This is a genomic window from Arthrobacter glacialis, from assembly GCF_002909445.1.
In the GTDB taxonomy this organism is placed as follows: Bacteria; Actinomycetota; Actinomycetes; order Actinomycetales; family Micrococcaceae; genus Specibacter; species Specibacter glacialis.
This window is the reverse complement of record NZ_PPXC01000004.1, coordinates 74,929-100,949: the sequence shown is the minus strand read 5'-3', so window position 1 is coordinate 100,949 and position 26,021 is coordinate 74,929. Positions and strand designations below refer to the sequence as shown.

At 61.3% G+C, this 26,021-nt stretch carries 26 protein-coding genes; 20 read left to right on the top strand and 6 right to left on the bottom strand.

Translation table 11 applies throughout. The features are described from left to right. The first annotated feature begins 17 nt into the window (after nt 1–17). The 14 genes from CVS27_RS06055 (at nt 18) to glmM (ending at nt 11,748) form a co-directional block, all read left to right on the top strand. Nucleotides 18–947, top strand: a complete 930-nt coding sequence (locus CVS27_RS06055; protein ID WP_103465083.1) for a carbohydrate ABC transporter permease — start codon at nt 18–20, stop codon at nt 945–947. Continuing rightward, entirely contained in the window at nt 947–1,867 is a 921-nt protein-coding gene (locus CVS27_RS06050) for a carbohydrate ABC transporter permease (RefSeq protein WP_103464848.1), read from the top strand. Before CVS27_RS06055 ends, CVS27_RS06050 begins: the two co-directional genes overlap by 1 nt. A 104-nt stretch (nt 1,868–1,971) precedes the next feature. Continuing rightward, nucleotides 1,972–3,321, top strand: a complete 1,350-nt coding sequence (locus CVS27_RS06045) for an ABC transporter substrate-binding protein (protein ID WP_103464847.1) — start codon at nt 1,972–1,974, stop codon at nt 3,319–3,321. Between the two features lie 177 nt (nt 3,322–3,498). Then, nucleotides 3,499–4,476: a P1 family peptidase gene (locus CVS27_RS06040; RefSeq protein WP_103465082.1), complete on the top strand. Its 978-nt coding sequence runs from the start codon at nt 3,499–3,501 to the stop codon at nt 4,474–4,476. Nucleotides 4,477–4,636: 160 nt separating this feature from the next. Continuing rightward, a complete protein-coding gene (gene infA, locus CVS27_RS06035) occupies nt 4,637–4,858 on the top strand; it encodes a translation initiation factor IF-1 (protein ID WP_009358723.1) in 222 nt (73 codons plus the stop codon). Nucleotides 4,859–4,887: 29 nt separating this feature from the next. Beyond that, nucleotides 4,888–5,001, top strand: coding sequence for a 50S ribosomal protein L36 (gene rpmJ / locus CVS27_RS06030; protein WP_011775570.1), 114 nt, complete (start codon nt 4,888–4,890; stop codon nt 4,999–5,001). 188 nt (nt 5,002–5,189) lie between these two features. After that, nucleotides 5,190–5,567 (top strand): 30S ribosomal protein S13, encoded by a 378-nt coding sequence (rpsM, locus tag CVS27_RS06025; RefSeq protein ID WP_103464846.1) that lies wholly within the window; start codon nt 5,190–5,192, stop codon nt 5,565–5,567. Between the two features lie 103 nt (nt 5,568–5,670). After that, complete coding sequence (gene rpsK, locus CVS27_RS06020) at nt 5,671–6,072, top strand: 30S ribosomal protein S11 (protein WP_038464649.1); 402 nt, start codon at nt 5,671–5,673, stop codon at nt 6,070–6,072. Nucleotides 6,073–6,202: 130 nt separating this feature from the next. Next, nucleotides 6,203–7,213 (top strand): DNA-directed RNA polymerase subunit alpha, encoded by a 1,011-nt coding sequence (locus tag CVS27_RS06015; RefSeq protein WP_103464845.1) that lies wholly within the window; start codon nt 6,203–6,205, stop codon nt 7,211–7,213. Nucleotides 7,214–7,300: 87 nt separating this feature from the next. Then, complete coding sequence (gene rplQ / locus CVS27_RS06010) at nt 7,301–7,795, top strand: 50S ribosomal protein L17 (protein ID WP_103464844.1); 495 nt, start codon at nt 7,301–7,303, stop codon at nt 7,793–7,795. Nucleotides 7,796–7,900: 105 nt separating this feature from the next. Beyond that, on the top strand, nt 7,901–8,821 hold the full coding sequence (gene truA / locus CVS27_RS06005) for a tRNA pseudouridine(38-40) synthase TruA (protein WP_243400073.1): 921 nt from the start codon (nt 7,901–7,903) through the stop codon (nt 8,819–8,821). 248 nt (nt 8,822–9,069) lie between these two features. Next, nucleotides 9,070–9,513 (top strand): 50S ribosomal protein L13, encoded by a 444-nt coding sequence (gene rplM / locus CVS27_RS06000; RefSeq protein ID WP_103464843.1) that lies wholly within the window; start codon nt 9,070–9,072, stop codon nt 9,511–9,513. Nucleotides 9,514–9,549: 36 nt separating this feature from the next. Further along, nucleotides 9,550–10,065: a 30S ribosomal protein S9 gene (gene rpsI / locus CVS27_RS05995; protein ID WP_103464842.1), complete on the top strand. Its 516-nt coding sequence runs from the start codon at nt 9,550–9,552 to the stop codon at nt 10,063–10,065. 336 nt (nt 10,066–10,401) lie between these two features. Continuing rightward, nucleotides 10,402–11,748, top strand: a complete 1,347-nt coding sequence (glmM, locus tag CVS27_RS05990) for a phosphoglucosamine mutase (protein WP_103464841.1) — start codon at nt 10,402–10,404, stop codon at nt 11,746–11,748. A 67-nt stretch (nt 11,749–11,815) separates the two neighbouring features. Here glmM and mscL read toward each other — a convergent pair whose 3' ends face one another. The 3 genes from mscL to coaA form a co-directional block, all read right to left on the bottom strand. Next, nucleotides 11,816–12,223, bottom strand: a complete 408-nt coding sequence (gene mscL / locus CVS27_RS05985) for a large conductance mechanosensitive channel protein MscL (RefSeq protein WP_103464840.1) — start codon at nt 12,221–12,223, stop codon at nt 11,816–11,818. Nucleotides 12,224–12,287: 64 nt separating this feature from the next. Beyond that, complete coding sequence (locus CVS27_RS05980; RefSeq protein WP_103464839.1) at nt 12,288–13,037, bottom strand: M15 family metallopeptidase; 750 nt, start codon at nt 13,035–13,037, stop codon at nt 12,288–12,290. A 242-nt stretch (nt 13,038–13,279) separates the two neighbouring features. Next, nucleotides 13,280–14,257 carry a type I pantothenate kinase gene (gene coaA / locus CVS27_RS05975; protein WP_243399918.1) on the bottom strand — a complete coding sequence of 326 codons (978 nt, stop codon included), beginning with the start codon at nt 14,255–14,257 and terminating at the stop codon, nt 13,280–13,282. A 133-nt stretch (nt 14,258–14,390) separates the two neighbouring features. On the opposite strand from coaA, the gene glmS reads away from it, so the two are divergent. The 6 genes from glmS (at nt 14,391) to CVS27_RS05945 (ending at nt 22,929) form a co-directional block, all read left to right on the top strand. Then, complete coding sequence (gene glmS / locus CVS27_RS05970) at nt 14,391–16,295, top strand: glutamine--fructose-6-phosphate transaminase (isomerizing) (RefSeq protein ID WP_103464837.1); 1,905 nt, start codon at nt 14,391–14,393, stop codon at nt 16,293–16,295. A 196-nt stretch (nt 16,296–16,491) separates the two neighbouring features. Beyond that, on the top strand, nt 16,492–16,839 hold the full coding sequence (locus tag CVS27_RS05965; RefSeq protein ID WP_103464836.1) for a holo-ACP synthase: 348 nt from the start codon (nt 16,492–16,494) through the stop codon (nt 16,837–16,839). A gap of 1 nt (nt 16,840) precedes the next feature. Beyond that, nucleotides 16,841–18,346: an NAD(P)H-hydrate dehydratase gene (locus CVS27_RS05960; protein WP_103464835.1), complete on the top strand. Its 1,506-nt coding sequence runs from the start codon at nt 16,841–16,843 to the stop codon at nt 18,344–18,346. A 14-nt stretch (nt 18,347–18,360) separates the two neighbouring features. After that, a complete protein-coding gene (gene glgX / locus CVS27_RS05955; protein WP_103464834.1) occupies nt 18,361–20,481 on the top strand; it encodes a glycogen debranching protein GlgX in 2,121 nt (706 codons plus the stop codon). 109 nt (nt 20,482–20,590) lie between these two features. Then, complete coding sequence (gene mgrA / locus CVS27_RS05950; protein ID WP_103464833.1) at nt 20,591–21,628, top strand: L-glyceraldehyde 3-phosphate reductase; 1,038 nt, start codon at nt 20,591–20,593, stop codon at nt 21,626–21,628. A gap of 221 nt (nt 21,629–21,849) precedes the next feature. Next, on the top strand, nt 21,850–22,929 hold the full coding sequence (locus tag CVS27_RS05945) for an inositol-3-phosphate synthase (protein ID WP_103464832.1): 1,080 nt from the start codon (nt 21,850–21,852) through the stop codon (nt 22,927–22,929). A gap of 144 nt (nt 22,930–23,073) precedes the next feature. On the opposite strand, the gene CVS27_RS05940 is transcribed toward CVS27_RS05945, so the two are convergent. From CVS27_RS05940 to CVS27_RS05930, 3 genes are all read right to left on the bottom strand, one after another. Further along, nucleotides 23,074–24,024 (bottom strand): DUF559 domain-containing protein, encoded by a 951-nt coding sequence (locus CVS27_RS05940; protein WP_103464831.1) that lies wholly within the window; start codon nt 24,022–24,024, stop codon nt 23,074–23,076. A 192-nt stretch (nt 24,025–24,216) separates the two neighbouring features. Further along, nucleotides 24,217–25,095 carry a carbohydrate ABC transporter permease gene (locus tag CVS27_RS05935; RefSeq protein WP_103464830.1) on the bottom strand — a complete coding sequence of 293 codons (879 nt, stop codon included), beginning with the start codon at nt 25,093–25,095 and terminating at the stop codon, nt 24,217–24,219. After that, on the bottom strand, nt 25,092–26,021 hold the full coding sequence (locus CVS27_RS05930; RefSeq protein WP_103464829.1) for a carbohydrate ABC transporter permease: 930 nt from the start codon (nt 26,019–26,021) through the stop codon (nt 25,092–25,094). The genes CVS27_RS05935 and CVS27_RS05930 overlap by 4 nt, the downstream gene beginning before the upstream one ends.

Genomic DNA, 26,021 nt, shown 5'->3' with positions numbered 1-26,021 from the left:
CAACCGTTGCAGACGCCATGCCACGGCCCACCCCGGGGGAGCAAGACCAGAACCCGGTGGTGCAGCGCAAGCGCCGCACGCCATGGAAATCGTGGCTGCTGTTCCTGCTCTTTGCCGGCCCCAACGTGGCCCTGCTAGTCATCTTTACCTACAAGCCGCTGGTGCAGTCCTTGCAATACTCGCTGTTGCAATGGAACATCGGCTCGGCCACCGCCCGCTTCATCGGGCTGGACAACTACGTCAATTGGTTCACGGATCCCGCAACCGCCAACGTGGTGCGGGTGACAGTCATCTTCACACTGGTCACTGTTGTGGGCGGCATGGTCCTGGGCCTTTCCCTGGCGCTCCTGCTCAACAGAAAACTCCGGGGGACGGGCATGGCCCGCACGGTAGTCGTTGCGCCGTATGTCTTGTCCGGGGTCGCCGTCGGACTTCTCTGGCTGTTTGTCTTTGACCCGAACTTTGGTGTTCTCGGCGCCGTGCTGAAGTCCGTCGGGCTGGGTTCGCCGGACTGGTACAACGATCCGGCGTGGGCGCTGCCCATGATCATCGTCGTGTACCTGTGGAAAAACGTCGGCTATGTGGCCTTGATTTACCTCGCCGCCCTGCAGGCCGTGCCCAAGGACCTCATTGAAGCGGCAACGCTGGACGGGGCCGGGCCCTTCGCCAATTTCCGCAACGTGGTGCTGCCGCTGCTGGGGCCCACCACATTCTTCCTCTCTGTCACCACCTTGCTCAGTTCCCTGCAGTCCTTTGACATCATCCAGGCCATGACCAAGGGCGGGCCGCTGGAAGGCACCACCACCATGATGTATCAGATCTACCAGGAAGGATTTGCCACCGGCAGGGCCGGGTACTCCTCGGCGATCGCCACCGTCTTGTTCTTTGTCCTGCTGGTTGTCACGGCCGTGCAAATGTTGTTTATCCAAAAGAAGGTCCACTACTGATGAGCCTCGATGTGAGAAGGAAATCCCCTGTGCCGCGCGAAGACATGCTGCCGTGGACCGACGGCGAGGGCGCAGGGAAGCGGGCACAACAGCCGCCAAGGAAAGGACGGCCCCGGATCGGCGGCTACCTCCTGATGTTGCTTGCCGTTGCCGCAATGGTGCTGCCGTTGGTATGGATGCTGCTTGCCAGCTTCAAGCAACGCGACGAAATCTATACGGTTCCCATCCAATGGGTGCCGGAGTCTTTTGCCCTGTCCAACTATGTCGGTGCGCTGGCCGCCGTTCCCTTTGGCAACTTTTTCATCAACTCATTGATTACCACCGTTGTAGGCGCCACCCTCAAGATCACCTTGGGCCTGACCACCGCCTACGCCGTGGTGTTTCTGGAATTCCCGTTCAAGAAGTTTGTGTTCGGACTGGTGGTCTTTGCGCTTCTGGTTCCGCAACAGATCGTCATCATCCCCAACTACACCCTGATCTCCGACCTTGGCTGGATCAACACCTACCAAGGCCTGATCCTGCCCGGGCTCGCCAGCGCCTTTGGCACCTTCTTGTTCCGCCAGCACTTCCTGACCCTGCCGGTCTCCATCCTCGAAGCCGCCGCGCTCGACGGCGCCAGCCACTGGACCCGCCTGTGGCGTTTTGTGGTGCCGATCTCCGCACCCACCATCGCGGCGGTGGCCCTGGTTTCAATCGTGTCCGAATGGAACGAATACCTTTGGCCGCTGCTGGTGGTGGACAAGGCGGAAATGATGACACTTCCCGTGGGTCTGACCCTCTTGCAAAACAACGACGGCGTCACGAACTGGGGTGTGCTCATGGCCGGAACTGTGCTCATCACGGTTCCCGTGCTCATCGTCTTCTTCTTGCTGCAGCGCCGGATCGTCACAGGCCTCACCTCCGGTGCCGTGACCGGCTAAGGCCCAACCATGCTTGCCAACTGCACCGCCCTGCCCGCAATTTCACCTATGCCATGCACATGCCTTCCCTTTTCCGGGTGGCAACGATTTCAAGGAGAACAAGAATGACAGCTTCACCGTTTGCAAACCTGAACCGCCGACAGCTGCTCCAACTAGCCGCCCTCGTGGGTGGTTCGGCAGCATTGGCAGCCTGTGGGGGACCCGCCGTCGGCCAAGCCGGCGGTGCTGCCACCGAGACGGCCACCGACTGGGCCTCCGTGACCCCCGCCAAGGAGATCACGTGGTGGTCCAACCACCCTGGCACCTCAAAGGACATTGAATCGGAGATCATCAAGCGTTTCACGGCCGAGAGCGGCATAAAGGTCAACCTGGTGACCGCTGGTGCCAACTATGACGAGGTTGCCCAGAAGTTCCAGGCCGCGTCGGGCTCCAGCAATGTACCGGATCTAGTCATCGCCAGCGACGTCTGGTGGTTCCGCTACATGATCAACGGCCAGATCCTGCCGCTGGACCAGCTGGCCAAGCACCTGGAGTTCGACACCGAAGACTTCAACAGCACGCTGTATGGCGACTACGAATTCTCCGCGTCACACTGGGCTGTTCCCTATGCCCGCTCCACGCCGCTGTTCTACTACAACAAGGCCGTGTGGGAGAAGGCCGGCCTGCCCGACCGTGCACCAAAGACGTGGGCAGAATTCGATGAGTGGGCGCCCAAGATCCAGGCCACCACCGAGATAACCCCCTTGGGCCTGGGCAAGGGCACCTCATGGAGCGCCTGGTGGTTCTGCAACATGTTGTGGGGTGCAGGAGGCGCCTATTCCAAGGACTGGGCCATGACCCTGGATACGCCGGAGGCGCTCGAAGCTGCCAAGTACCTGCAGACAATTATCTACGACAATAAGAGCGCTGCCGTCACAGCCAAGGATCAGGTGGCCGACTTCGGGGCGGGCCTCACCGGCTGCACCATCGCCTCCACGGGGTCGCTGAGCGGCATCCTCGCCTCCTCCAAGTTCGACGTCGGAACCGGCTTCCTGCCCGAGGGTGCCAAGGGCCCCGCCTGCCCCACGGGCGGCACCGGCCTGGCCATCCCCGCAGACAAGACACCGGAGCAGCAGCTGGCTGCCGGCATGTTCCTGAAATTCCTGACGAATGCGGAGAACACCGCCTACTTCTCCTCCAACACCGGCTACATGCCCGTGCGCACCTCGGCCCTGGAAGGCGAGACCATGAAGGCCGTCTACGCCAAGACACCGCAGTTCCGCACGGCCGTGGACCAACTGGCGGGCACCCGCGTCCAAGACTGGGGCCGTGTGTTTGTCCCCAACGGCGACAAGGACCTGACCACGGCACTGGAAAAGATCATGTTGCAAAAGGGTGATCCGGCCGAAGCCTTCGCCACGGCAGCGACGTCCATCACGAAGTCGTACGAAGAGAACGTCTTGCCCTACCTCTAGGGTTGTTCGTTCCTGCCCTGACAACTGGCCCGCAGAAATCGACGAAAATATGCGTTTTTGACGGATTTTTCGGCGATTTCTGCGGGTTAGTTGCTCTTTGGGCGCCGGACCCCGGACATAATCGTTGAAGGGAGTCGGGCCATGCACGGCGCGGACCACTCAGGCAAGGAACGGCACATGAGCGCAGCAGCAGGGAAAGGCCACGGAGCCATCACGGACGTGCCGGGCATTCAGCTAGGTCACTCGCAGCGCATCGGCAACGGCTGGCTGAGCGGCGTCAGCGTGGTCCTGCCGCCGCCAGGAACCATAGGATCCGTCGATGTCCGTGGTGGCGGCCCGGGAACCCACGAAACGGATGCACTGGATCCCACCACCATGGTTTCCACCGTTGATGCAGTGGTTCTCACGGGCGGCAGCGCCTATGGGCTGGCTGCCGCAGGCGGTGTGCAGCGCTGGTGTGAAGAAAATGGCAGGGGCTTTCGGGTCCCCGGCGGCGTGGTCCCCATTGTGCCCGCAGCCGCGATCTTTGACCTTGGCCGCGGCGGCAACTTCTCCGCCCGGCCCAACGCCGACATGGGCTACGAGGCGGCACTGGACGCCGCCAGCACCGCCGAGCGGGCCGTCGTCGAACGCGGGAACGTGGGCGCCGGTACGGGAGCGGCCATCGGCGCCGGCGCCTTCAAGGGCGGGCTGGGAACTGCTTCGGTGTCGCTGACGGGGCAGAACGCCCACATTGTGGTTGGCGCCGTGGCTGTGGTGAACGCCGCGGGCATTCCCTGGCTCCCCGGGACGGTGCCGCCGACCGCGGGGGAGGGGCTCAACACCACATTGGTGGTGGTCGCCACCAATGCGACACTGACCGTTGCCGAGGCCAAGCGAACGGCCACGGCCGCCCACGCAGGCATGGCGCGCGCACTGAACCCTGTGCACACACTGGCCGACGGCGATACCATCTTTGCGCTGGCCACGTGCGCGGAAATTCTGGTTCCCCATCCGGACATCCCGGTGGCGGCCCTCATTGAGCTGCAAAGTGCTGCAGCGGAGGCGGTGCGTCTGGCCATTGACGACGGTGTGCGCAGCGCCAATGCTGTGGAAACACCCGCCGGTAGGCTGAATCCGTACCCGCCGGAGCAGGCGCTCAATAGCTCAATTTAACTTATTTGCCAATTTGCACTAGAGTAGGTTGTTGGTTGTCTGTGCCTGCCCATTTGCGGTGTGCAATCGGACGAACAGTAATCAGTAGCAAATCGAATGCCGATGACATTCTTCCCCAACAGGAGAAGACTGTGTCGGCGCAACAAAGTTAGCGGAGGATATGGCCAAGAAAGATGGGGTCATTGAGATCGAGGGCGTTGTGACTGAAGCGCTTCCCAACGCGATGTTTCGCGTTGAGTTGACGAACAAGCACATCGTTCTTGCCCATATCTCAGGAAAAATGCGCCAGCACTACATTCGTATCCTTCCTGAGGACCGAGTTGTGGTGGAGCTGAGCCCTTACGATCTGACACGTGGTCGTATCGTCTACCGCTACAAATAACCACAACTGCAATCACGCAAAGGAATGCCATGAAGGTTAAGCCGAGCGTCAAGCAGATCTGCGATAAGTGCAAGGTGATTCGCCGTAACGGTCGAGTCATGGTGATCTGCGAGAACCCGCGCCACAAGCAGCGCCAGGGCTAATTTCCTCTTTTGAGGAAATCCCTGAGCATCTGCTCATGCAAGTACATATATAAGGCAGCACAAGGTTGGACGAAGGCGGAGCAATCCGCAACCGTTCAATGGACCCCTGGTCGGAGGCCAGGGCCGCATTTAGATAATATGCGGGTGTACTGTCTACGACCTCCGGTTTACACAAGGAGCAGCCAAATATGGCACGTCTCGCTGGCGTAGACCTTCCCCGCGAAAAGCGGTTGGAAGTAGCGCTTACATACATTTACGGCGTCGGTAAGACCCGTGCAAAAAAAGTCTTGGCAGAGACCGGGATTTCCCCGGATGTCCGTGTCAAGGACTTGTCCGATGCTGAGCTCGTTCAGTTGCGCGACAACATCGAGGGTAACTACAAGGTTGAGGGTGACCTTCGTCGCGAGGTTGCAGCTGATATCCGCCGCAAGGTTGAAATCGGTAGCTACCAGGGTATCCGTCACCGTCGCGGCATGCCTGTGCATGGCCAGCGCACGAAGACCAACGCACGTACCCGCAAGGGTCCGAAGCGCACCGTCGCAGGCAAGAAGAAGGCCGGCAGGTAGTCACCACTACCTCCCTAAGAATTGCTCCGCAATTTCCTTAGGAACCCGGCTAGCGTGGGCCTCAGTGTCCACCGCCCTTAAAAAACTTTCGTAGGAGAATATAATGCCCCCAAAGACTCGTGGAGCGGTTCGTAAGCCGCGTCGCAAGGATAAAAAGAATATTGCGCTGGGCCAGGCGCACATCAAGAGCACCTTTAACAACACCATCGTTTCCATCACGGATCCGAACGGTGCAGTCATCTCATGGGCTTCTGCCGGTGAAGTTGGCTTCAAGGGCTCGCGTAAGTCAACTCCGTACGCTGCACAGATGGCTGCTGAAGCAGCTGCCAAGCGCGCACAGGAGCATGGCCTTCGCAAGGTTGACGTTTTCGTAAAGGGTCCGGGCTCGGGCCGCGAAACGGCTATCCGTTCGCTGCAGGCTGCTGGACTTGAGGTTGGCTCCATCTCGGATGTCACCCCCAGCGCCCACAACGGCTGCCGTCCGCCCAAGCGCCGTCGCGTCTAACGAGATTTAAGCAGCAGAGTTGGCCTTCACCTTGGTGGGGGCCAACTCCGCCGCCGGTAAGTTTCGTCAGCCGTCATTTCCACTACCTGTGTTGCGTCATATAGCGGATGCTCGCTGAAAGGAAACCCCAGTGCTCATTGCACAGCGCCCCACCCTATCTGAAGAAGTAGTTTCCGAAAACCGTTCACGGTTCGTTATCGAACCGTTGGAGCCTGGCTTCGGTTACACCCTGGGAAATTCCCTGCGTCGGACCTTGCTGTCCTCCATTCCTGGCGCTGCTGTCACCAGCATCCGCCTCGATGGTGTTCTGCATGAGTTCACCACGGTTCCCGGTGTTAAGGAAGATGTCACTGAGATCATCCTGAACATCAAGGGATTGTCCGTGTCTTCGGAGCATGACGAGCCCGTCGTCGCCTACCTGCGCAAGCAGGGCCCTGGCGTTGTTACGGCTGCAGACATTGCCCCGCCGGCCGGTGTGGAATTCCACAACCCTGACATGCACATTGCCACGCTGAACTCGAAGGGCAAGTTCGAACTCGAGCTGACCATCGAGCGCGGTCGCGGCTACGTTTCAGCAGCCCAGAACAAGAACGTCGATGCAGAGATTGGCCGTATCCCGGTTGACTCGATCTACTCACCCGTTCTGAAGGTGACCTTCCGCGTGGAAGCAACCCGTGTTGAACAGCGCACTGACTTTGACAAGCTGATTGTTGATGTAGAGACCAAGCAGGCCATCTCCCCGCGGGATGCCATTGCCTCTGCCGGCACCACGCTGGTTGAACTGTTCGGATTGGCCCGCGAGCTGAACACCGCGGCTGAGGGCATTGAGATTGGTCCGTCCCCGACGGATGCTGCTCTTGCCGCAGACATGGCCCTGCCGATCGAGGACCTGGACCTGACGGTTCGTTCCTACAACTGCCTCAAGCGTGAGGGCATCCACTCCGTGGGTGAACTCGTTGCTCGCTCCGAGGCTGACCTGATGGACATTCGCAACTTTGGTGCGAAGTCCATCGACGAGGTAAAGGCAAAGTTGGTTGAGCTCGGTCTCTCCCTGAAGGATTCCCCTCCAGGATTTGATCTGGCCGCCCGTGCCGCAGCCCTTGACGAGAACGACGACGCTTACAGCGACGACGAACTCTAAAGACGAACAACAATATTTTTTAGTCGGCCCGGCGGATGCAAATGATGCATCCGCTTGCGGTCCGACTGATACTTGAGGAGAAACACCATGCCTACACCCGCTAAGGGTCCCCGCCTCGGAGGCGGAGCGGCTCACGAGCGCTTGATGCTCGCGAACCTGTCCGCCGCTCTGTTCGAGCACAAGCGGATCACCACCACCTTGACCAAGGCAAAGCGCCTGAGCCCCTACGCAGAGCGACTGGTAACTTTCGCAAAGCGTGGCGACTTGGCTTCACGCCGCCGCGTTCTCGGCCTGATCAGCAATAAGGGCATTGTCCACGAGCTGTTCACCGACATCGCCACGGCTGTGGAGAACCGCGACGGCGGCTACACCCGCATCACCAAGATCGGCAACCGTAAGGGCGACAACGCCCCCATGGCTGTCATCGAGCTCGTTCTGGAGCCGGTCAGCGCCAAGCAGGCCGTTGTGAAGGAAGCTACAGCTGCTGCAGTCAAGGCTGCTCCGGTTGAAGAAGCACCGAGCGAAGAAGTTGTGGAAACCGAAGTTGTAGCTGACGAAGCTGCTGCTGAAGAGACCAAGTAAGGCCTAAGCGAAAGCTTTAATCCTAACGCAAAGAACCCGCCACCCGTCTGGGTGGCGGGTTCTTTGCGTTCCGGCCCAGGTGGCGCCCCCGGTAGAATTGAGGCCATGCACAACCCCAAACTTTCCCCCGAAGCACGAGGCCTGATGAGGGCCCGGTTGGACATTGCCTACGACGGCAGCCCGTTCAACGGCTGGGGCATCCAGCCAGGTGTCCGCACAGTCCAAGGCGTCATTGAGGAAGCCCTGTTTATGATCGTGCGCAGGCCTGTACGCCTCACCGTTGCCGGCCGTACCGACGCTGGCGTTCACGCCCGCGGCCAGGTGGCCCACCTGGACTTCACCCCGGCGGAATGGGACGGGCTGCGGCGCGGACATGACGAGGTGTCCGAACTTTCCCTCCAACGGCGCCTCAACGGCGCCCTGGGGCGGGTACTGGGCGAGCTGCACGGCTCAGTGGAGATTGTGCGGGCCTCCGTGGCACCCACGGGCTTTGATGCCCGTTTCTCGGCCCTGTGGCGGCGCTACAGCTACCGCATCGCCGATGGCTGCACACGCAGGGACCCGCTGCAGAGGGCACTGACCCTGTGGCACCCCCGCGAGTTGGACGTGGCGCTCATGAACCAAGCCGTGGCGCCGCTGTTGGGACTGCACGACTTTGCTGCATTTGCCAAGCCACGGGAGGGTTCGACCACCGTGCGTACCTTGCAGCGCCTTGATTTTGAACAAGACGACGATGGTGTCATTAATCTCAACGTTCAGGCGGACGCCTTTTGCCACAACATGGTCCGGGCGTTGACAGGCGCTGCGCTGATGGTGGGGGAGGGGCGCGAAAGCCCTGACTGGATGAACCAGCGCCTAGTGGCGGGAATCCGGGACGCCAAGTCGGTTCTGGCGGCGCCGCACCCACTAATTCTTGAGGAAGTTCACTACCCTCACGAGACGGCTATGCATGAACGGGCGGTCCTGACCAGGACGCGGCGCGTGCCAACAGACACCATTAAGGCGCCTCTCGGAGCCGGAATCTGAGCAGACATTTCGTTCGCTTTGACCAGAGGGCAGTATTAACGCTATCGTTGGTAGTCGTTGTGCGTGTCCTATCTCGATATCACGCGCCCGTTACAGGTCCGGTTGCAGGACTACCACTGAACGGGTGTCATCGGGAAGTGTAAGGATGACTGGTGTTAGAGCCCTCACCTCTGTTCCGGTAAGCGCATAGATAGCAGGTGTCAACCATCTGTGACACCACCTAAGAACAAGAAACGAAGGCAAAAACCGTGCGTACGTACACCCCGAAGCCCGGCGATATCAACCGTCAGTGGCACATCATTGATGCCAACGACGTTGTCTTGGGCCGTCTTGCCAGCCAGGCTGCACCTCTGCTGCGTGGAAAGCACAAGCCGACCTTCGCTCCCCATATGGATATGGGCGATTTCGTCATCATCATCAACGCCGAGAAGGTTGCCTTGACAGGCGCCAAGCTCGAACAGAAGCGCGCATACCGCCACTCCGGTCACCCGGGCGGTCTGTCCAGCGTGAACTATGCCGAACTGTTGGAGAAAAACCCGGTTCGCGCAGTGGAGAAGGCCATCGCTGGCATGCTCCCGAAGACCAAGCTGGGCGCAGCCCAGATCGGCAAGCTGAAGGTTTACCGCGGTGCTGAGCACCCGCACGCCGCTCAGCAGCCCAAGACGTTTGAAATCACCCAGGTCGCCCAGTAGTCCTGGCCACCAACCCAATATTTATCAAGGAGAATCGTGGCTCAGAATACTGAAGAGCTGAACGCCGAGGCCGTCGTGGCCGAGGAAGAAGTTTTGACTAGCTACACGAGCGAAAGCTCAGCTGCAGCAGACGCAGCACCCAAGAAGGAACGCCCGGCTTTGACAGTCTCAGGCGCTGCTGTTGGTCGTCGCAAGCAGGCAATTGCCCGCGTTCGCGTTGTACCCGGCACCGGCAAGTGGATCGTTAACGGCCGCGAGCTCTCCAACTACTTCCCGAACAAGCTGCACCAGCAGGAAGTAAACGACCCGTTCCGCCTCCTCGACCTGGATGGCGCGTACGACGTTTGGGCCCGCATCCACGGTGGTGGCCCCTCAGGCCAGGCCGGTGCTTTGCGCCTGGGTGTTGCTCGTTCCTTGAACGAGATCGACACTGAGAACAACCGCGCGATCCTGAAGAAGGCAGGCTTCCTGACTCGTGACGCTCGCGTCATCGAGCGTAAGAAGGCCGGTCTTAAGAAGGCACGTAAGGCTTCGCAGTACTCCAAGCGCTAAATTCAGCGCTCCCATAAAAGTCCCCGGCTCGCTTTGCGAGCCGGGGACTTTTTGGGTTCCGGCGCTGAATTGAGCGCTTGGCTCCACAAGCGCTAATATCGCTTTCAAAAGTCCCCGGTTTGCTTTGCGAGCCGAGGACTTTTTGTGCCCGTGGGCCGTTGCGGACATGCGTCCCCGGGCCACCTGAGGCGAATGTCTGTAACGCCCCCGCAGCCTCGCAACCGGACGAGAATGGTGGCATGAAAGCAGCGCAATCATCCGGGCCCAGTGCCGTGTGGTCTATCGCATCATGAGAGGAAAGCTGATTCTACGGCTCCATGATTTAGACTGAACGGGATGTCAAGATTATTTGGAACAGACGGTGTCCGCGGTTTGGCCAATGGCCTGCTGACGGCTGAACTAGCCCTGTCACTCGCTCAAGCCGCTGCTGTGGTGTTGGGCCACGAGCAAATGAGCGAGGGAAAGCGCCCCAGAGCCGTCATAGCCCGCGACCCGCGCGCCAGTGGCGAGTTTATCGGTGCTGCTGTTGAAGCGGGACTGGCCAGTGCCGGCGTCGACGTGTACGACGCCGGGGTGCTGCCCACGCCCGCAGCAGCCTTCCTGATCGCTGATCTGGGTGCTGATTTTGGTGTGATGATCTCCGCCTCGCATAATCCGGCACCAGATAACGGCATCAAATTCTTTGCTCGGGGCGGCACCAAGCTGCCTGACGAGGTGGAAGAGGCCATTGAAGCTCAGCTCCAGCACGACGCTTACCGACCGGTAGGCATCGATGTGGGCCGGATTCAGCGTTTCTCGGACGCCGAGGACAGGTATGTTGTGCACCTGCTGGGCACCCTGCCGCACCGGCTCGACGGTCTGAAGATTGTTCTGGACTGTGCCCACGGTGCCGCGAGCGGATGTTCACCCCAGGTCTTCACTGATGCCGGCGCACAGATCACGGTCATCGGAGCCGAGCCAAACGGATTGAACATCAATGACGGGGTTGGTTCCACCCACCTCGAATTACTCCAGAAGACAGTTCTCGCAACAGGCGCTGATTTGGGCATAGCCCACGACGGCGACGCTGACCGCTGCCTGGCCGTCGACCATGAAGGCAACGTCATTGACGGCGACCAGATCATGGCCATATTGGCCCTGGCATTGAAAGCGTCCGGCGAACTCAAGGACGATGTCCTGGTGGCCACTGTCATGAGCAACCTGGGCTTGAAGATTGCCCTCCGCGACGCCGGGATCACCATCCGCGAAACAGGCGTCGGGGACAGGTACGTGCTCGAGGAAATGCGCCGGGGCGACTACACCCTCGGTGGAGAACAGTCAGGGCACGTCATTTTCTCCAAGTACGCCACCACAGGCGACGGTGTACTGACAGGCCTCCAGCTGGCTGCCCAAGTGGCCTTGACTGGCAAGTCGCTGAAGGAACTTGCCAGCGCCATGACCAAGCTGCCCCAGGTGATGATCAACGTCAAGAACGTGGACAAGTCCCGCGCGTCGTCCGTGCCGGCCATTAACGCAGCCATAGCAAAGGCTGAGGCCGAGCTGGGAGACGCCGGCCGGGTGCTCTTGCGCCCGTCGGGGACCGAGGCCTTGGTCCGGGTCATGGTGGAAGCCGCTGACATGCAAACTGCTGAGCGCATCTGCAACGAGCTGGTCAACGTGGTCAAGGCTGAGTTGTCGCTCTAAGAGACTTCTAATGCAAGGAGGCGGCAACCCCGGTGGGGTTGCTGCCTCCTTGCATTAGAAGTGGGTGTTAGTGGGCTCCGCCGCTGGGACGGGCCGTGAGTGCATCACGGATTTCGGTGAGCAGCTCAATTTGCGCGTCAACGGGCGGTTCTTCTTCCTTGATGCCCAGCTTCGCGTTGCGTCGGGCGATCATATGGTTCATGGGCATGACGACCACGAAGTAGATGGCTGCTGCGACCAAAACAAAGTTGACCAGTACGGTCAGGAACACCCCAAATTTGATGTCAACGCCATTGACGTTGACGACGCCGAAGGCATCGAAGTTGGGGGAACTCGTCAGTGCCGCGAGAAGCGGCATCAAGATGTTCTCGACCAGGGAAGTGATGACGGCCCCGAACGCTGCACCGATGACGACGGCGACGGCAAGGTCTACGACGTTGCCTTTCATTATGAAGTCTCTGAATCCCTTTAACATGTCCCTAAAATACCGCACTTGGGGTTGTTATGACTGCTTTGTGTTCATACATTTTTTCGCACGGCTATTTGTAGCTGGGGGCGTCAGGCAACCCCAGATAGTCTTCATAGCTTTGGATCCCCCTGACCCTCATGTCCTGGGCTACGGCAATCCCCAGGTAGCGCAGGTGCCATGGCTCAGCGAGATAGCCGGTTGTGGACTCCAAGCCCACGGGATACCGCACCACAAAGCCGTGGTCGGCCCCGTGCGCGGCCACCCACTTCCCCGCCGCCGTGTCCGCCACACAAAAGGTGAAATCGCAGTCGGCGCCGGAATTGGCGTCGCCAATGTCCAGGGCGAATCCGCTTTGGTGCTCGGAGAAACCGGGCCGGGCGGAGGAGGCATCTGCCGCAGCCACCCCTTTGCTGGCCACATGGCCGTTGTACACGCTGGTCTGGGTTTCGAAGGAGCGGTAGCTGCTCTTGATGCTGATGCTGACACCTTCGGCAGCGGCCGCAGCGAACATGCGCTCCACCGCCGCTGCGGCCTCGGCGCGCAGCAGCGCAGGTTCCGTGGATCCTGTGCGCACGGGCAGGGTAACTAAATCAGCTGGCATATAGTCCACAGGGGTCAGTGGGTGTGTCTTGTTGACCAACACCAAAGGACTCTCCGGGTTGGCGATACTGCGCAGGGATTCCTGGGCAGGTGCCGCCGTTCCCGTGGCGAAGAGCTTTTGAATGGGGGCGTCAGCACTTGCGCCCGCGATCGGGAGGGAGCTGGCGGGCGTGCTGGGGATGGTCGACGTCGGAGCCTGGGTGGTGGAGCGTGGACTCACCGGGGATGACGGTTGCCCAGAGGAGGGGGAGGGCGGGCGCGGAGTCGAGTTCGCCGTCGTACTGGGCGGGGATGGGTTGGCAGATGATTGCAGTGACCCAGCTTCCAGCCCCACCGCGCCGCAGAAAATCAGCCCAGCGCCGATGGCTGAGACCGCCACACTGCCCGGGCGTGGCCAGCTCAAGCCGGCTCGCAGGCGATCCGCCAAGCTACGCGGGGTCGGGCGGAGGCGGTCCACTGGCGCTAGACTTTCCGCAACAACATGCGCCGAATTGAATGGTCGGATTCCTTGGTCAAGACCAGCTGGGCGCGGCCACGGGTGGGGAGCACATTCTGCAGCAGATTGGGCTCGTTGATGCTCTTCCAAATCCGGGACGCGGTGGCCGTGGCTTCGCTGTCTGAGAGGCCGGCGTAGCGGCGGAAGTACGACTCGGGATCGGCAAAGGAGCTGGTGCGCAGGGAACGGAAGCGCTCCACATACCACTGCTCGATGTAGCTGGTTTTGGCGTCGACGTAGATGGAGAAGTCAAAGAAGTCACTGACGGCCAGGCCTGAGCGGCCGTCGGCGCGCGGGCGAGCAGCCGCCAAGACATTCAAGCCCTCCACTATGAGCACGTCGGGGCGCCGGACAACCACTTCCTTGTCCGGCAGGATGTCGTAGCTCAGGTGGGAGTACATGGGGGCGCGGACTTCCTCGGCGCCGCTCTTGACGGTGCTGACAAAACGCAGAAGCGCTCGGCGGTCGTAGGACTCCGGGAAGCCCTTGCGGCCCATCAGCCCGCGGCGTTCCAGCTCGGCGTTGGGGTAGAGGAAGCCGTCGGTGGTGACCAATTCAACGTTGGGGGTGTCCGGCCAGCGGCGCAGCATTTCACGCAACACGCGGGCAGTTGTGGACTTGCCCACAGCAACAGAACCGGCAACACCAATCACAAACGGTGTGCGTGAACCCCTCTCACCCAGGAAAGTGGTGGTGGCGCTGTGCAAATGGCCGGCAGCGCCCACGTAGAGATTCAGCAGGCGTGAGAGCGGCAAATAGACGTCACGGATTTCGCGCATGTCCAACTGATCTCCCAAGCCGCGGAGGCGCTGGACGTCTTCCTCATCCAGCGGCTGTTCAATTTTGTTGGCAAGGCGGGACCACGTTTGCCGGTCCAGCTCCACAAAAGGGGAGGCACTGACGCTGTTGGCGGACTCAGTTCTTTGCGCTGTCACACTTTCAATTCTGCCTTGTTTGGGGTGGGGTGGGAAACGGGAGGTTACGGCGGGAGAAACATCACTGACTGTTTTTCACGTCACATTCCCCTCGATAAGGTAGAACGTCCTGCCTTCACAGTGGGGATTATGATTGATTTTCATGTGTGGAATTGTGGGATACGCCGGTACTGCCCCGGCTCAAGGATCAACGTCGTCAGCAACTCACGGTGCTTTGGAAGTCCTCGTTGAGGGGCTGCGCCGACTGGAATACAGGGGCTACGACTCCGCTGGCGTTGCGTTGGTCACGGCCAATGGCATTGAAATGCGCAAGAAAAGCGGCAAGCTTGCCCGGCTCCTGGACGAACTGGATGCCAACCCCCTCCCGGCCTCTGTGACAGGGATTGGTCACACTCGCTGGGCCACCCACGGCGGGCCAACGGATGCCAACGCCCACCCGCACGTGGTTGCTGGCGGAAAGCTTGCCGTGATCCACAACGGCATCATTGAAAACTATGCTCCGCTCAAAGCAGAGCTGGTGGCGCACGGCCACAGCTTCCGCTCCCAGACTGACACCGAAGTGGCCGCAACCTTGTTGGGTGAGGTGTACCAGGATTTGGAGGCCGCTGGAACGGTTGAGGGCAGCCTGCTCTCCACGGCCATGCAGATGGTGGCGCAGCGTCTCGAAGGGGCTTTCACCCTGGTGGCAACGCACGCCAACGAGCCCGGAGTGGTTGTTGCCGCCCGCCGGAACTCGCCCCTCGTTGTTGGTTTGGGTGACGGCGAAAACTTCCTGGGATCAGATGTGTCCGGCTTCATCGACTACACACGCCGCGCCGTGGAACTGGGCCAGGACCAGGTCGTCACCATCACCGCGGACAACGTCACCATCACCGATTTCCACGGCGTGCCCGCCGAAGGCCGCGAATACCTGGTGGATTGGGACGCGGCCGCCGCCAAAAAGGACGGCTACCCGTCCTTCATGGAAAAAGAGATCAACGACCAGCCGGATGCCGTGGCGCAGACCTTGCTGGGTCGCTCTGACATTGACGGCAACCTGACATTGGACGAGATCCGGGTGGACCCGGCAGTCCTGAAATCCATCAACCGAATCATTGTGCTGGCCTGTGGCACCTCGGCCTACGCCGGGCAGGTGGCCCGCTACGCCATTGAGCACTGGTGCCGAATTCCCACCGAAGTGGAACTGTCCCATGAGTTCCGGTACCGCGACCCCATTGTTGATGAAAACACCCTCATCGTTTCCCTCTCACAGTCCGGGGAAACCATGGACACCTTGATGGCTGTCCGTTATGCCCGCGAACAGGGCGCCAAGACTGTGGCGATCTGCAACACCAACGGATCCACCATTCCCCGCGAATCTGACGCAGTCCTGTACACGCATGCGGGCCCGGAGATTGCTGTTGCCTCCACCAAGGCGTTCCTGGCCCAGATCACGGCCGCGTACCTGCTGGGTCTTTATTTGGCACAGCTGCGCGGAAACCTGTTCCAGGGACAGATCAAGGACATTCTGGCTGAGCTGGCTAAGACTCCTGCCAAGATTGCCACCGTGCTGGCCAACTCGGAGCAGATCAAGGAACTTGCCCGCAGCATGGCTGACACGCGCTCGGTCCTCTTCCTGGGCCGCCACGTGGGCTATCCCGTGGCCATGGAAGGGGCGCTGAAGCTCAAGGAATTGGCCTACATCCATGCCGAAGGCTTTGCCGCCGGCGAGCTCAAGCATGGGCCCATCGCCTTGATTGAAGAGGGCCAGCCGGTCATTGTGGTGGTGCCATCTCCGCGCGGCCGTGATTCCTTGCACTCCAAAGTGGTGTCAAACATCCAAGAAGTCAGGGCGCGCGGCGCCAAGACCATTGTGATTGCAGAAGAAGGCGACGAGTCGGTGCGCGAATTTGCCGAGCACGTCTTCTACATCCCCGAAACCAGCCCACTGCTGGCGCCCTTGTTGACGACTGTTCCGCTGCAGATCTTCGCCTGCGAACTGGCCATGGCCAAGGGCTATGACGTGGACCAGCCACGAAACCTGGCCAAGTCCGTCACCGTCGAATAACGGAAACGGCACGCTGACCCACGTGGGACGGCGCTTGCGGTTAAAGCCGGTGCTCCACCGCCGGCTTTAACCGCAAGCGCCGTCCTTTTTGGCGGTGAGCTTGCGAGCCGGGGGAGCCGCTGGGTGGGGCCACGGTGGCGAGGGGCCCGCGGTGAGCTTGCGAGCCGGGGGAGCCGCTGGGGAATAGGCTGGGGTCATGATCATTGGGATTGGTGTAGATGTTGTTGATATTGAGCGCTTCGGCCGCCAGCTGGAGAGGACTCCGGGGCTGATTGACAGGCTGTTTGTGCCGGCCGAACGCGGTTTGAACACGCAGTCGCTCGCCGCCCGGTTCGCCGCCAAGGAATCCGTGGCCAAGGCTTTGGGGGCACCGGCTGGAATGAACTGGCAGGACTGCTGGATCGGTTTGGATGAGAACGGGCCCACTATCAACGTCTTGGGGACCGTGGCGGCCGTGGCCAAGTCCAAGGGCATCAAGCACTGGCACCTGTCCATGAGTCACGATGGCGGTATTTCCACAGCCATGGTGATAGCCGAGAGCTGAGATGCTCCAGGCCTACTCAGCCGCCGCCGTCCGGGCCGCCGAACAGCCACTGCTCAGTGCCGGGCGTGGCCCGGAACTCATGCGCACAGCAGCGCACGGCCTCGCCATGGGCGTGGTCTCGGTGCTGCGCTCGCGGGGAAAAGGCATCTACGGGGCTAACGTGGTGCTGCTGGTGGGATCGGGCAACAACGGCGGGGATGCCCTCTACGCGGGCGCCCACCTGGCCGCGCGCGGAGCCCGGACGACGGCGTTGCTCACCAGTGCACGGACCCACCCCGAGGCGCTGGCCGCGTTTGGGAAGTCCGGGGGACGTTGCCTTGTGCTTGGCGCAGATGGCGCACCGGTGAGCTTTATGGACGAAGCCCGGCAGTCCGACGTCGTCATTGACGGATTGCTGGGGACCGGCGGCAGCGGCGGACTGCGGGAGCCTGTGGCCGGGGTTGTGGCGCTACTGGCGGAATTTGCCGGCGACGGGCCCGCGGTGGTGGCCTGCGATCTCCCCAGCGGCGTGGACGCGACGACGGGGGAGGTGCATGGCCCCGTGCTGCCTGCCGATCTCACGGTCACTTTTGGTGCCCACAAAACGGGACTGCTCAGCGCTCCGGGCGAGCAGTCCGCCGGCACCGTGGCCCTGGTGGACCTCGGAATCGGCCAGCAGCTGGGGCCGCCCGAATTGTCCCGACTCGAAGCAGGGGATTTGGCTGCGTTCTTGCCGCAGCCCTCGGCCGCGGCCCACAAATACACCCGCGGTGTTGCAGGGGTGATTGCAGGGTCGGTGCAGTATCCCGGCGCGGGATTGCTGGCCGTGGCGGCGGCATCCGCGTGCGGGCCGGGGATGGTGCGCTATCTTGGCCCCGAGCAGGTGGCAGCAGCCATCCACGTGCGCAACCCCGAAGTAGTCTGTTCGCAAAATTCTCCCGATGAGGTGCGCGTTCAAGCGTGGCTCGCCGGGCCCGGGATTGACGGAGACCAGGCCCAACTGGACCGGGCCGCCGCGGCGATTGCTTCAGGGCTGCCAACAGTGGTGGACGCTGCAGCCTTGGCTCTGGTGCAGCCAGCCACCCAGGCCGCCACCAACGAACACCTGATCCTGACCCCTCATGCCGGGGAACTTTCGGCACTGCTGGCCCGCTGTGGAGTTTTAGTGAGCCGCGCCCAGATTGAGGCCTCCCCACTGGCCGCCGCCCGCCAGGCCGCGGCGCTGCTGGGGGCTGTGGTGCTCCTCAAGGGGCCCACCACCATTGTGGCCGCTCCCAATGGGGCGGTCTTCACCCAAGCTAACGGCACGGCCCGGTTGGCCACAGCTGGGAGCGGAGACACTCTTGCCGGGATATTGGCGGCCCTGCTGGCCATGAGTGCCGGACCGATCGACCTGGCCAGGACCGCTGCGCTCGCAGCCGCCCTCCACGGCCAGCTGGCGCAGACCGACGTTGAGCAGCCCATAAACGCGGGTTTGCTGGCGGCGCGCATCCCTGCCGTGTGGGCAGCACTAAGCCAGAAGCGCTGAGGACAAGGGGAATCGTGGAAATTTGGCCGGGCAAGGATCACCCGCTGGGAGCACACGCAGACGGACAAGGCACCAATTTTGCCTTGTTCAGTGACGGTGCGCAGGCGGTGCAGCTGTGTTTGTTTGACGACGCCGGAGCGGAGACCCGCCTGCCGCTCACGGAAGTGGATGGCTACGTTTGGCATGGCTATGTCCCCGGAGTGGGGGCCGGCCAGCACTATGGGTACCGGGTGGATGGGCCATGGGAACCAGCCAACGGGCTGCGCTTCAACGTCAACAAACTGTTGCTGGATCCCTATGCGCGGGCCGTGAGCGGGAACATCGTCTGGGGCCAGCCGATGTATGCCTACGATTTTGCACAGCCGCTGACCCGCAATGATGAGGACTCGGCCGCCCACAGCTACCGGAGTGTGGTGGTGCCGGACGGCTTCGACTGGACCGACGCCCATGGCCGCGCCGACGCCCACCCGGATGTTCCGTACCACCAAAGCGTCATCTACGAGGCCCATGTGAAGGGGCTGACGGCGCTGCACCCGGACGTACCCGAACATCAGCGTGGCACGTATGCCGGGGTGGGCCACCCCGCGGTGGTGGCCCACCTGAAAAACCTGGGGGTGACCGCCGTCGAACTTATGCCGGTGCACCAATTTGTCCAGGACAATGCCCTGGAGGTCAAGGGGCTGCGGAACTATTGGGGCTACAACACCATTGGCTTCTTCGCTCCGCACAATGAATACGCGTCCAGCAGCGATCCCTGCGGGCAGGTGCGCGAGTTCAAGGAAATGGTCAAGGAACTGCACGCCAACGGCCTGGAGGTCATCCTTGACGTGGTGTACAACCACACGGCCGAGGGCAACCATTTGGGCCCCACGCTGTCCTTCCGCGGGATTGACAATGATGCCTACTACCGGCTCATCGAAGGGGAGCCGGAGCACTACCTGGACTACACCGGGACGGGGAATTCGTTCAACGTCCGGGAACCGCACGCCCTGCAACTCATCATGGATTCGTTGCGGTACTGGGTGACCGAGATGCATGTGGACGGCTTCCGCTTTGACCTGGCCGCCACACTGGCCCGCGAATTCTATGATGTGGACAAGCTGTCAACGTTCTTTGAAATGGTGCAGCAAGATCCGGTGGTCTCCCAGGTCAAGCTGATCGCGGAGCCGTGGGATTTGGGTCCCGGTGGCTACCAGGTGGGCAACTTCCCGCCGCAGTGGACCGAATGGAACGGCAAGTTCCGCGACACTGTGCGGGACTTTTGGCGCGGCGAACCGGCCACCCTGGGCGAATTTGCCACCCGCCTCACAGGCTCCTCGGATTTGTATGGCCATTCCGGGCGCCGCCCCGTGGCTTCCATCAACTTTGTCACCGCCCACGACGGATTCACCCTGGCCGACCTGGTCAGTTACAACAACAAGCACAATGAGGCCAACGGGGAGGACAACCGGGACGGTGAATCCCACAACCGCTCCTGGAACTTTGGTGTGGAAGGCCCCGCCGACGACGCCGGCATCAACGTGTTGCGTGCCCGCCAGCAACGCAACTTCCTCACCACCTTGCTGCTGTCCCAGGGCGTCCCGATGATCCTGCACGGGGACGAACTGGGCAGGACCCAAAACGGCAACAACAACGCCTACGCCCAGGATTCGCCGCTGACGTGGATCAACTGGGCGGCTGCGGACACGGAGCTGGTGGACTTTGTCTCCCGGCTGGGACGGTTGCGGGCGGCGCACCCCGTGTTCCGCCGTCGCAGGTTCTTCAGCGGGCGGCCCGTGGATCGCGGGGACGACGCCGAGCTGCCGGACATTGTGTGGTTGCGTCCCGACTCAGCGGCCATGACCGCAGCCGATTGGGACAACGCAATGGGTCGCAGCGTTGGTGTTTACCTGAACGGTGACGGCATCCCTGACTGCGACGCCCGAGGCCAGGCCGTAGTGGATGATTCCTTCCTGATGCTCTTCAACGCCAGTGAGGACGGTGTGAATTTCACGCTTCCCAGTGCCGAGTATGCCCAGCGCTGGGTGGTGGAGATCCACACCGACGGGCCCATTGCCAGCCACTTCGGGGCCGGGGATGTGGTCCCGGTGGCATCGCGCTCGGCCCTCATCTTGCGGGCCATTCATGGCAGGTGATCCTTCACAGACATGCTGGCGGGGGGACGGGACGGCTCCGTAAGGGTATGTCTGGCAGGGCCACCCAAACGGCGGTTGGCAGGGGACCAGTGGTGGCAAGATAACAAGTATGACTTTTCATGCAGCGGAAAACCGTTACGAGACCATGCCCTACCGCCGCGTTGGACGCAGCGGACTAAAATTGCCAGCCATTTCGCTGGGCTTGTGGCACAACTTTGGGGATGACAAATCCTTCGACGTGCAGCGGGACATCCTGCGCCGCGCCTTCGACTTAGGTGTCACCCACTTTGACCTGGCCAACAACTACGGCCCGCCGGCAGGCAGTGCGGAAACCAATTTTGGCCGACACTTCAAGGATGACTTCGCTGCGCACCGCAACGAGTTGGTCATCTCCACCAAGGCCGGCTACTTGATGTGGCCCGGCCCGTACGGCGAGTGGGGCTCCCGCAAGAGCCTGCTGGGCAGCCTGGACGAATCGTTGACCCGCATGGGTCTGGACTACGTTGACATCTTCTACAGCCACCGCCCGGACCCGGAAACGCCCATGGAGGAGACCATGGGCGCACTTGACCACGCCGTGCGCTCGGGCAAGGCACTCTACGCAGGCATTTCTTCCTACACGCCGGCCCAAACCCTGGAAGCCGCCCGCATCCTGAAGGAAATGGGCACGCCGCTGCTCATCCACCAGCCCTCCTACTCCATGCTGAACCGCTGGACTGAAAACGGGGAGCCGAACCTGTATGAGGCGCTCGACGCCGTAGGCGCCGGCTCGATTGCCTTCTCACCGTTGGCGCAGGGCGTGCTCACTGATCGCTATTTGAAGGGCGTTCCCGCCGATTCCCGTGCGGCGAAGGAGCACTTCCTGCACGAGCATGACCTCACGGCAGAGAAGATGGATCGTGTGCGTGGCCTCAATGCGATTGCCACCGGCCGCGGCCAGTCACTGGCCCAGATGGCCATCGCCTGGATTCTGCGCGAGCAGCCCAAAGGCACGCCGGTCACCTCGGCCCTGGTGGGTGCCTCGAGCGTGGCGCAGCTGGAAAACAACATTGCAGCCATCAACAACCTGGAATTTAGCGCGGCTGAGCTACATGCCATTGATGAGTTCGCTGTGGAATCCGACATCAACCGCTGGGCGCAAAAGTAGCGTTCTTGGCGGTTTTGTGACAAAACTGCGAGACACTGCTGCCCTGAGGGAACAAAATCGGGGCAGCAGTAGTTGACTAGAATGGTTAAGGGCGCCGTTGGGGCGTCAGGTCCGGTCGAAATAGCCGTGCGTCGTGTCTTTATGTCAACCGTGAAGGCGTGCGTCGACCCATCACCACAAGTGTGAGAGCCGGACCCTGTTAGTTTTTATGAAGGAGTTCCGTGTCCAATCATCCTATTCGGGTTGCCATTGTCGGTGTGGGTAACTGTGCCTCGTCTCTGGTCCAGGGTGTCCAGTACTACCAAAATGCTGATGCGTCCGTGAAAGTACCGGGCCTGATGCACGTTGAGTTCGGCAAGTACCATGTCAATGACGTGACGTTTGTAGCCGCGTTTGATGTTGACAGCAAAAAGGTAGGACTTGATCTCTCGGACGCCATCGGGGCCAGTGAGAACAACACCATCAAGCTGGCCGACGTGCCGAACCTCGATGTTCCCGTACTGCGCGGACATACACTTGACGGTCTGGGCAAGTACTACCGCGAGACCATCGTGGAGTCCGACGCCGACCCCGTAGACATTGTGGCAACACTCAAAGCCGCCAAGGTTGATGTTCTGGTGTGCTACCTTCCTGTTGGCTCGGAAGCGGCGGCCAAGTTCTATGCACAGTGCTGCATCGACGCCGGCGTTGCCTTCGTCAACGCCCTGCCCGTCTTCATTGCCGGCACCAAGGAATGGGCTGACAAGTTCACCGCCGCAGGCGTGCCGATCGTGGGCGATGACATCAAGAGCCAGATCGGTGCCACCATCACGCACCGCGTCATGGCGAAACTCTTCGAAGACCGCGGCGTCATTTTGGACCGCACCTACCAGCTCAACGTTGGTGGCAACATGGACTTCAAGAACATGCTCGAGCGCGACCGTCTGGAATCCAAGAAGATCTCCAAGACCCAGGCCGTCACCTCCAACACCTCAGCCGTGTTGGGTGCAGACGACGTCCACATTGGTCCGTCGGACTACGTAGCCTGGCTCGATGACCGCAAGTGGGCCTTCGTCCGCTTGGAAGGCCGCAACTTCGGTGACGCCCCCGTGTCCCTGGAATACAAGCTTGAAGTATGGGATTCACCCAACTCGGCAGGTGTCATCATCGACGCCATCCGTGCGGCGAAGATTGCCCTGGACCGCGGCATCGGCGGGCCCATCCTGTCAGCCTCAAGCTACTTCATGAAGTCCCCGCCGGAGCAGTACGCGGACGACGTGGCCCACGAGAAGGTTGAAGCCTTCATTCGAGGCGACATCTAACTCCATCCCCCTACCGACGCTCGCTCACATACGGGGCGTTTTATACCGACGCTCGCTCAGATATGGGTGGGTAATGCCGAACGCTCCCTCACTGCACAGTGAGGGAGCGTTCGGCATTTAACTAAAGCGGCAGTCTTGGTGGCGTTAACGGCCGGGGGCAAAACCGGAGGCGATTGCTGGATCCATCCATGCATGCTGCAACGTCTTTTTGATGAGCCGTACAGCATCGTGAAATCCGTCGGCCACATCTTCTTGGGTAAAGACCAGAACAGTCCAGCCGGCGGCCTCGAAGGCTTTGTCCCGCCGCCTGTCGCTGCGTTGCTGCAGCTCATCCAGGTGATGGGCGCCGTCGTACTGGAGAGCAATTCGGCGGGCACGGTAGCCGGCGTCGGCCGATGGGCCACCGGGCCGGTTCCACAAGGTGAGCTGCAATTCGGGCTCCGGCAGGCCGGCGTCGAGCATGGCCAACCGCAGCAGAGTTTCAGGGCCAGAATCGGCGCCGATACGCATGAGCTCCAGGGCGGCCCTGGCGCGGACGATTCCTTGCAGGTTCCGGTGCCGGCCAAGCATCTCCCGAAGGAATGCCGGAGTGGTGTGTGGCGTACTTCTGCCCTCGAATTCCGGCCGGGGGATGCGGATGAGCTGGTCGCCCATGCATACCAGATCATTCAGGGGCAGAATGCGTGCCAGGTCGAGCCACGTGCGTGCCGGGGTGCTGATCCGAAGCTCCCCTGTGGCCTCGACTTCGCCCGGCAGGGCAACTACTGTGTGGCCGAGGATGCCGGCCCTTCGCACTCCAGGCAGGTTTTGGGGCTTACTCAGGTGCAGTTCCCTTGATTCAGAAAGCCACGGCGGCAGGATCAACTGGTGCAATTGCGCCGCTGTTGTGTGCGAGATCCATGCCCCCGGAGTCGCTGTGGACAAGGCCCGCGCAGCTTCTCGAAGCTCAAAGTCCCAAGACGCCGGGCGGTACAAACCACGACTTACACCGGTGAATTCGCGATTGCGGAGCCTGTTACGCGACACACCCAGCGACAGCGCCTCACCTAAGGTGAACGGCCCGTCGGGAAGCCTGGGGGTCTGCGGAAAGTCCATGATGACATTGTCGCCCCTATCCGCCGGCGCCCGCAGAAGTTATCCACAGGTAGTCGGCATGCGACCGGCCGCCGTCATGCTGACGGCGGCCGGATGTGAACGGGCGTTGCTCCGTGGTGCCCCGGATGTGAGCGAGCGTTGCCGGGGAGTGCCCCTTATATGAGCGAGCGTCTGGAGGTGGGGCCGGTGGGGCTATTTGACGGATCCTCTCATGACGCCGGAGATGACCCAGCGCTGGGCGAAGATGTAGATCAGGAGCAACGGCGCCATGGCCATGAGGTAGGAGGCGAACGCTGTGGTGTAGTCGGTGTTGAACTGGTTTTGGAAGACGAATTGGACCAGGGGCAGGGTGCGTGTGCTGGGATCGGAGAGGATCACCAGCGGCAGCATGAAGTCATTCCACGCCCACAGGCAGGTCAGGATGCCCACGGTGGCATTCATGGGTGTCAACACCGGGAAGATGACCTTGCGGAAGGTGGTCCAGACGCTGGCACCGTCCATGATGGCGGCCTCTTCCAACTCGGCCGGGATGGACTTGATGAAGGCCGTGTAGACAAAGATGTTGAAGCTCAGCCCGTAAACGGTGTACAGCAGGAACAAGCCCACGGGGTTGTCCAAACCAAGGATGGACATCTGCTTGGTCACCGGCAGCATGATGATGGGGAACGGCACAAACAACGCGGCGATGAAGAAGTAGTACAGCGCCTTGAAGAACGGGCGGTGCATGTTCCTGGCAATGGCGTAAGCCACCAGGGAGTTTGTCAGAATGGTCAAGATGACTGCCCCCACGGTCACGATGCCCGAGATGAGCAGCGCGTTGGGGAAATTGGTCAGCGTCCACGCTTTGGCGAAGTTCTCCAGGTGAATGCTGGTGGGCAGGGCCATTCCGTTGCTGCTGAGCTGGTCTGACGATTTCAGCGCCGTGACAATGGTGAAGTACAGCGGAATCAGCACCGTCAGTGACAGCACCGCCACCAGGAGTGTCAAGGGGATGTTGATGGAGGTGCGACGGCGGACCTTGGCCGGGGTGCCGGCCGTCACCTCTGCCGTGGTTTGCGTGGGCGTGCTCATGAGAAATCAACCTCCTTGCGCGACAGGACGCGCAGCTGCAGTAAGGCCAGGGCCACGATGACCACCAGGTACACCACGGAGTTGGCCATTTGGTAACCAAATTCCCCGCCTTGGAAGCCGCCGCGGTAGATGACCATGGCCACCGATTCGGTGGAGGTGCCGGGACCACCATTGGTCAGGGCCACGATTTGGTCGAAGACTTGAAGCAGGCCCTTGAGGGCAAGCACCATGTTGATGGTGAAGTAGCCCGAGATCAGTGGGAACGTGATGGAGGCGAACTGGCGCCACGGTGAGGCCCCGTCCAGGCTGGCAGCTTCGTAGAGCTCACCGGGAACTGTTTGCAGTCCGGCAAGGTAGATGATGACGCTGAAGGCGATGGACTGCCACGCGGTGACACCCACAATGCCCAGCCAGGCCAGGTCGGGGTTGGTCAGGATGGAGGTGGAGAGCCACTCGATGCCCAATGCCTGGCCAATGAGCGGCAAGTTGTTGGAGAGCAGGTAGTTGAAGACGTAGGCAACAATCAGCACCGAGAGGATGTTGGGGATGAAGAAGATCCCACGGAACGCCGTCTGGTACTTGATCTTGGAGTTGAGCAGGATCGCAATGAACAAGGCGCCCAGGTTGACCACAATGGTGGTGGTGACGGCAAAGAGGATCGTGAAGACATAGGAATCCATGATCCGGTCGTCCTTGAACAGGTTCACGTAGTTGGAGAGTCCCACAAAGTTCCACTCGCCGTAGCCGGCGTAGTTGGTGAAACTATAGAAGATGCCAGTCAGGGTGGGGAGGGTGTGCAGGACCAGGAACAGCACGAGGGCCGGAACCACCATCCAGTAAAACGTCTTGTTGGCCCGGGGCGGGCGCCGGCGTTGCAGCCCGGGTGCGCTGCGGGGCTTCTTTGCCCTGGCCGTTGTGGTGGTCAT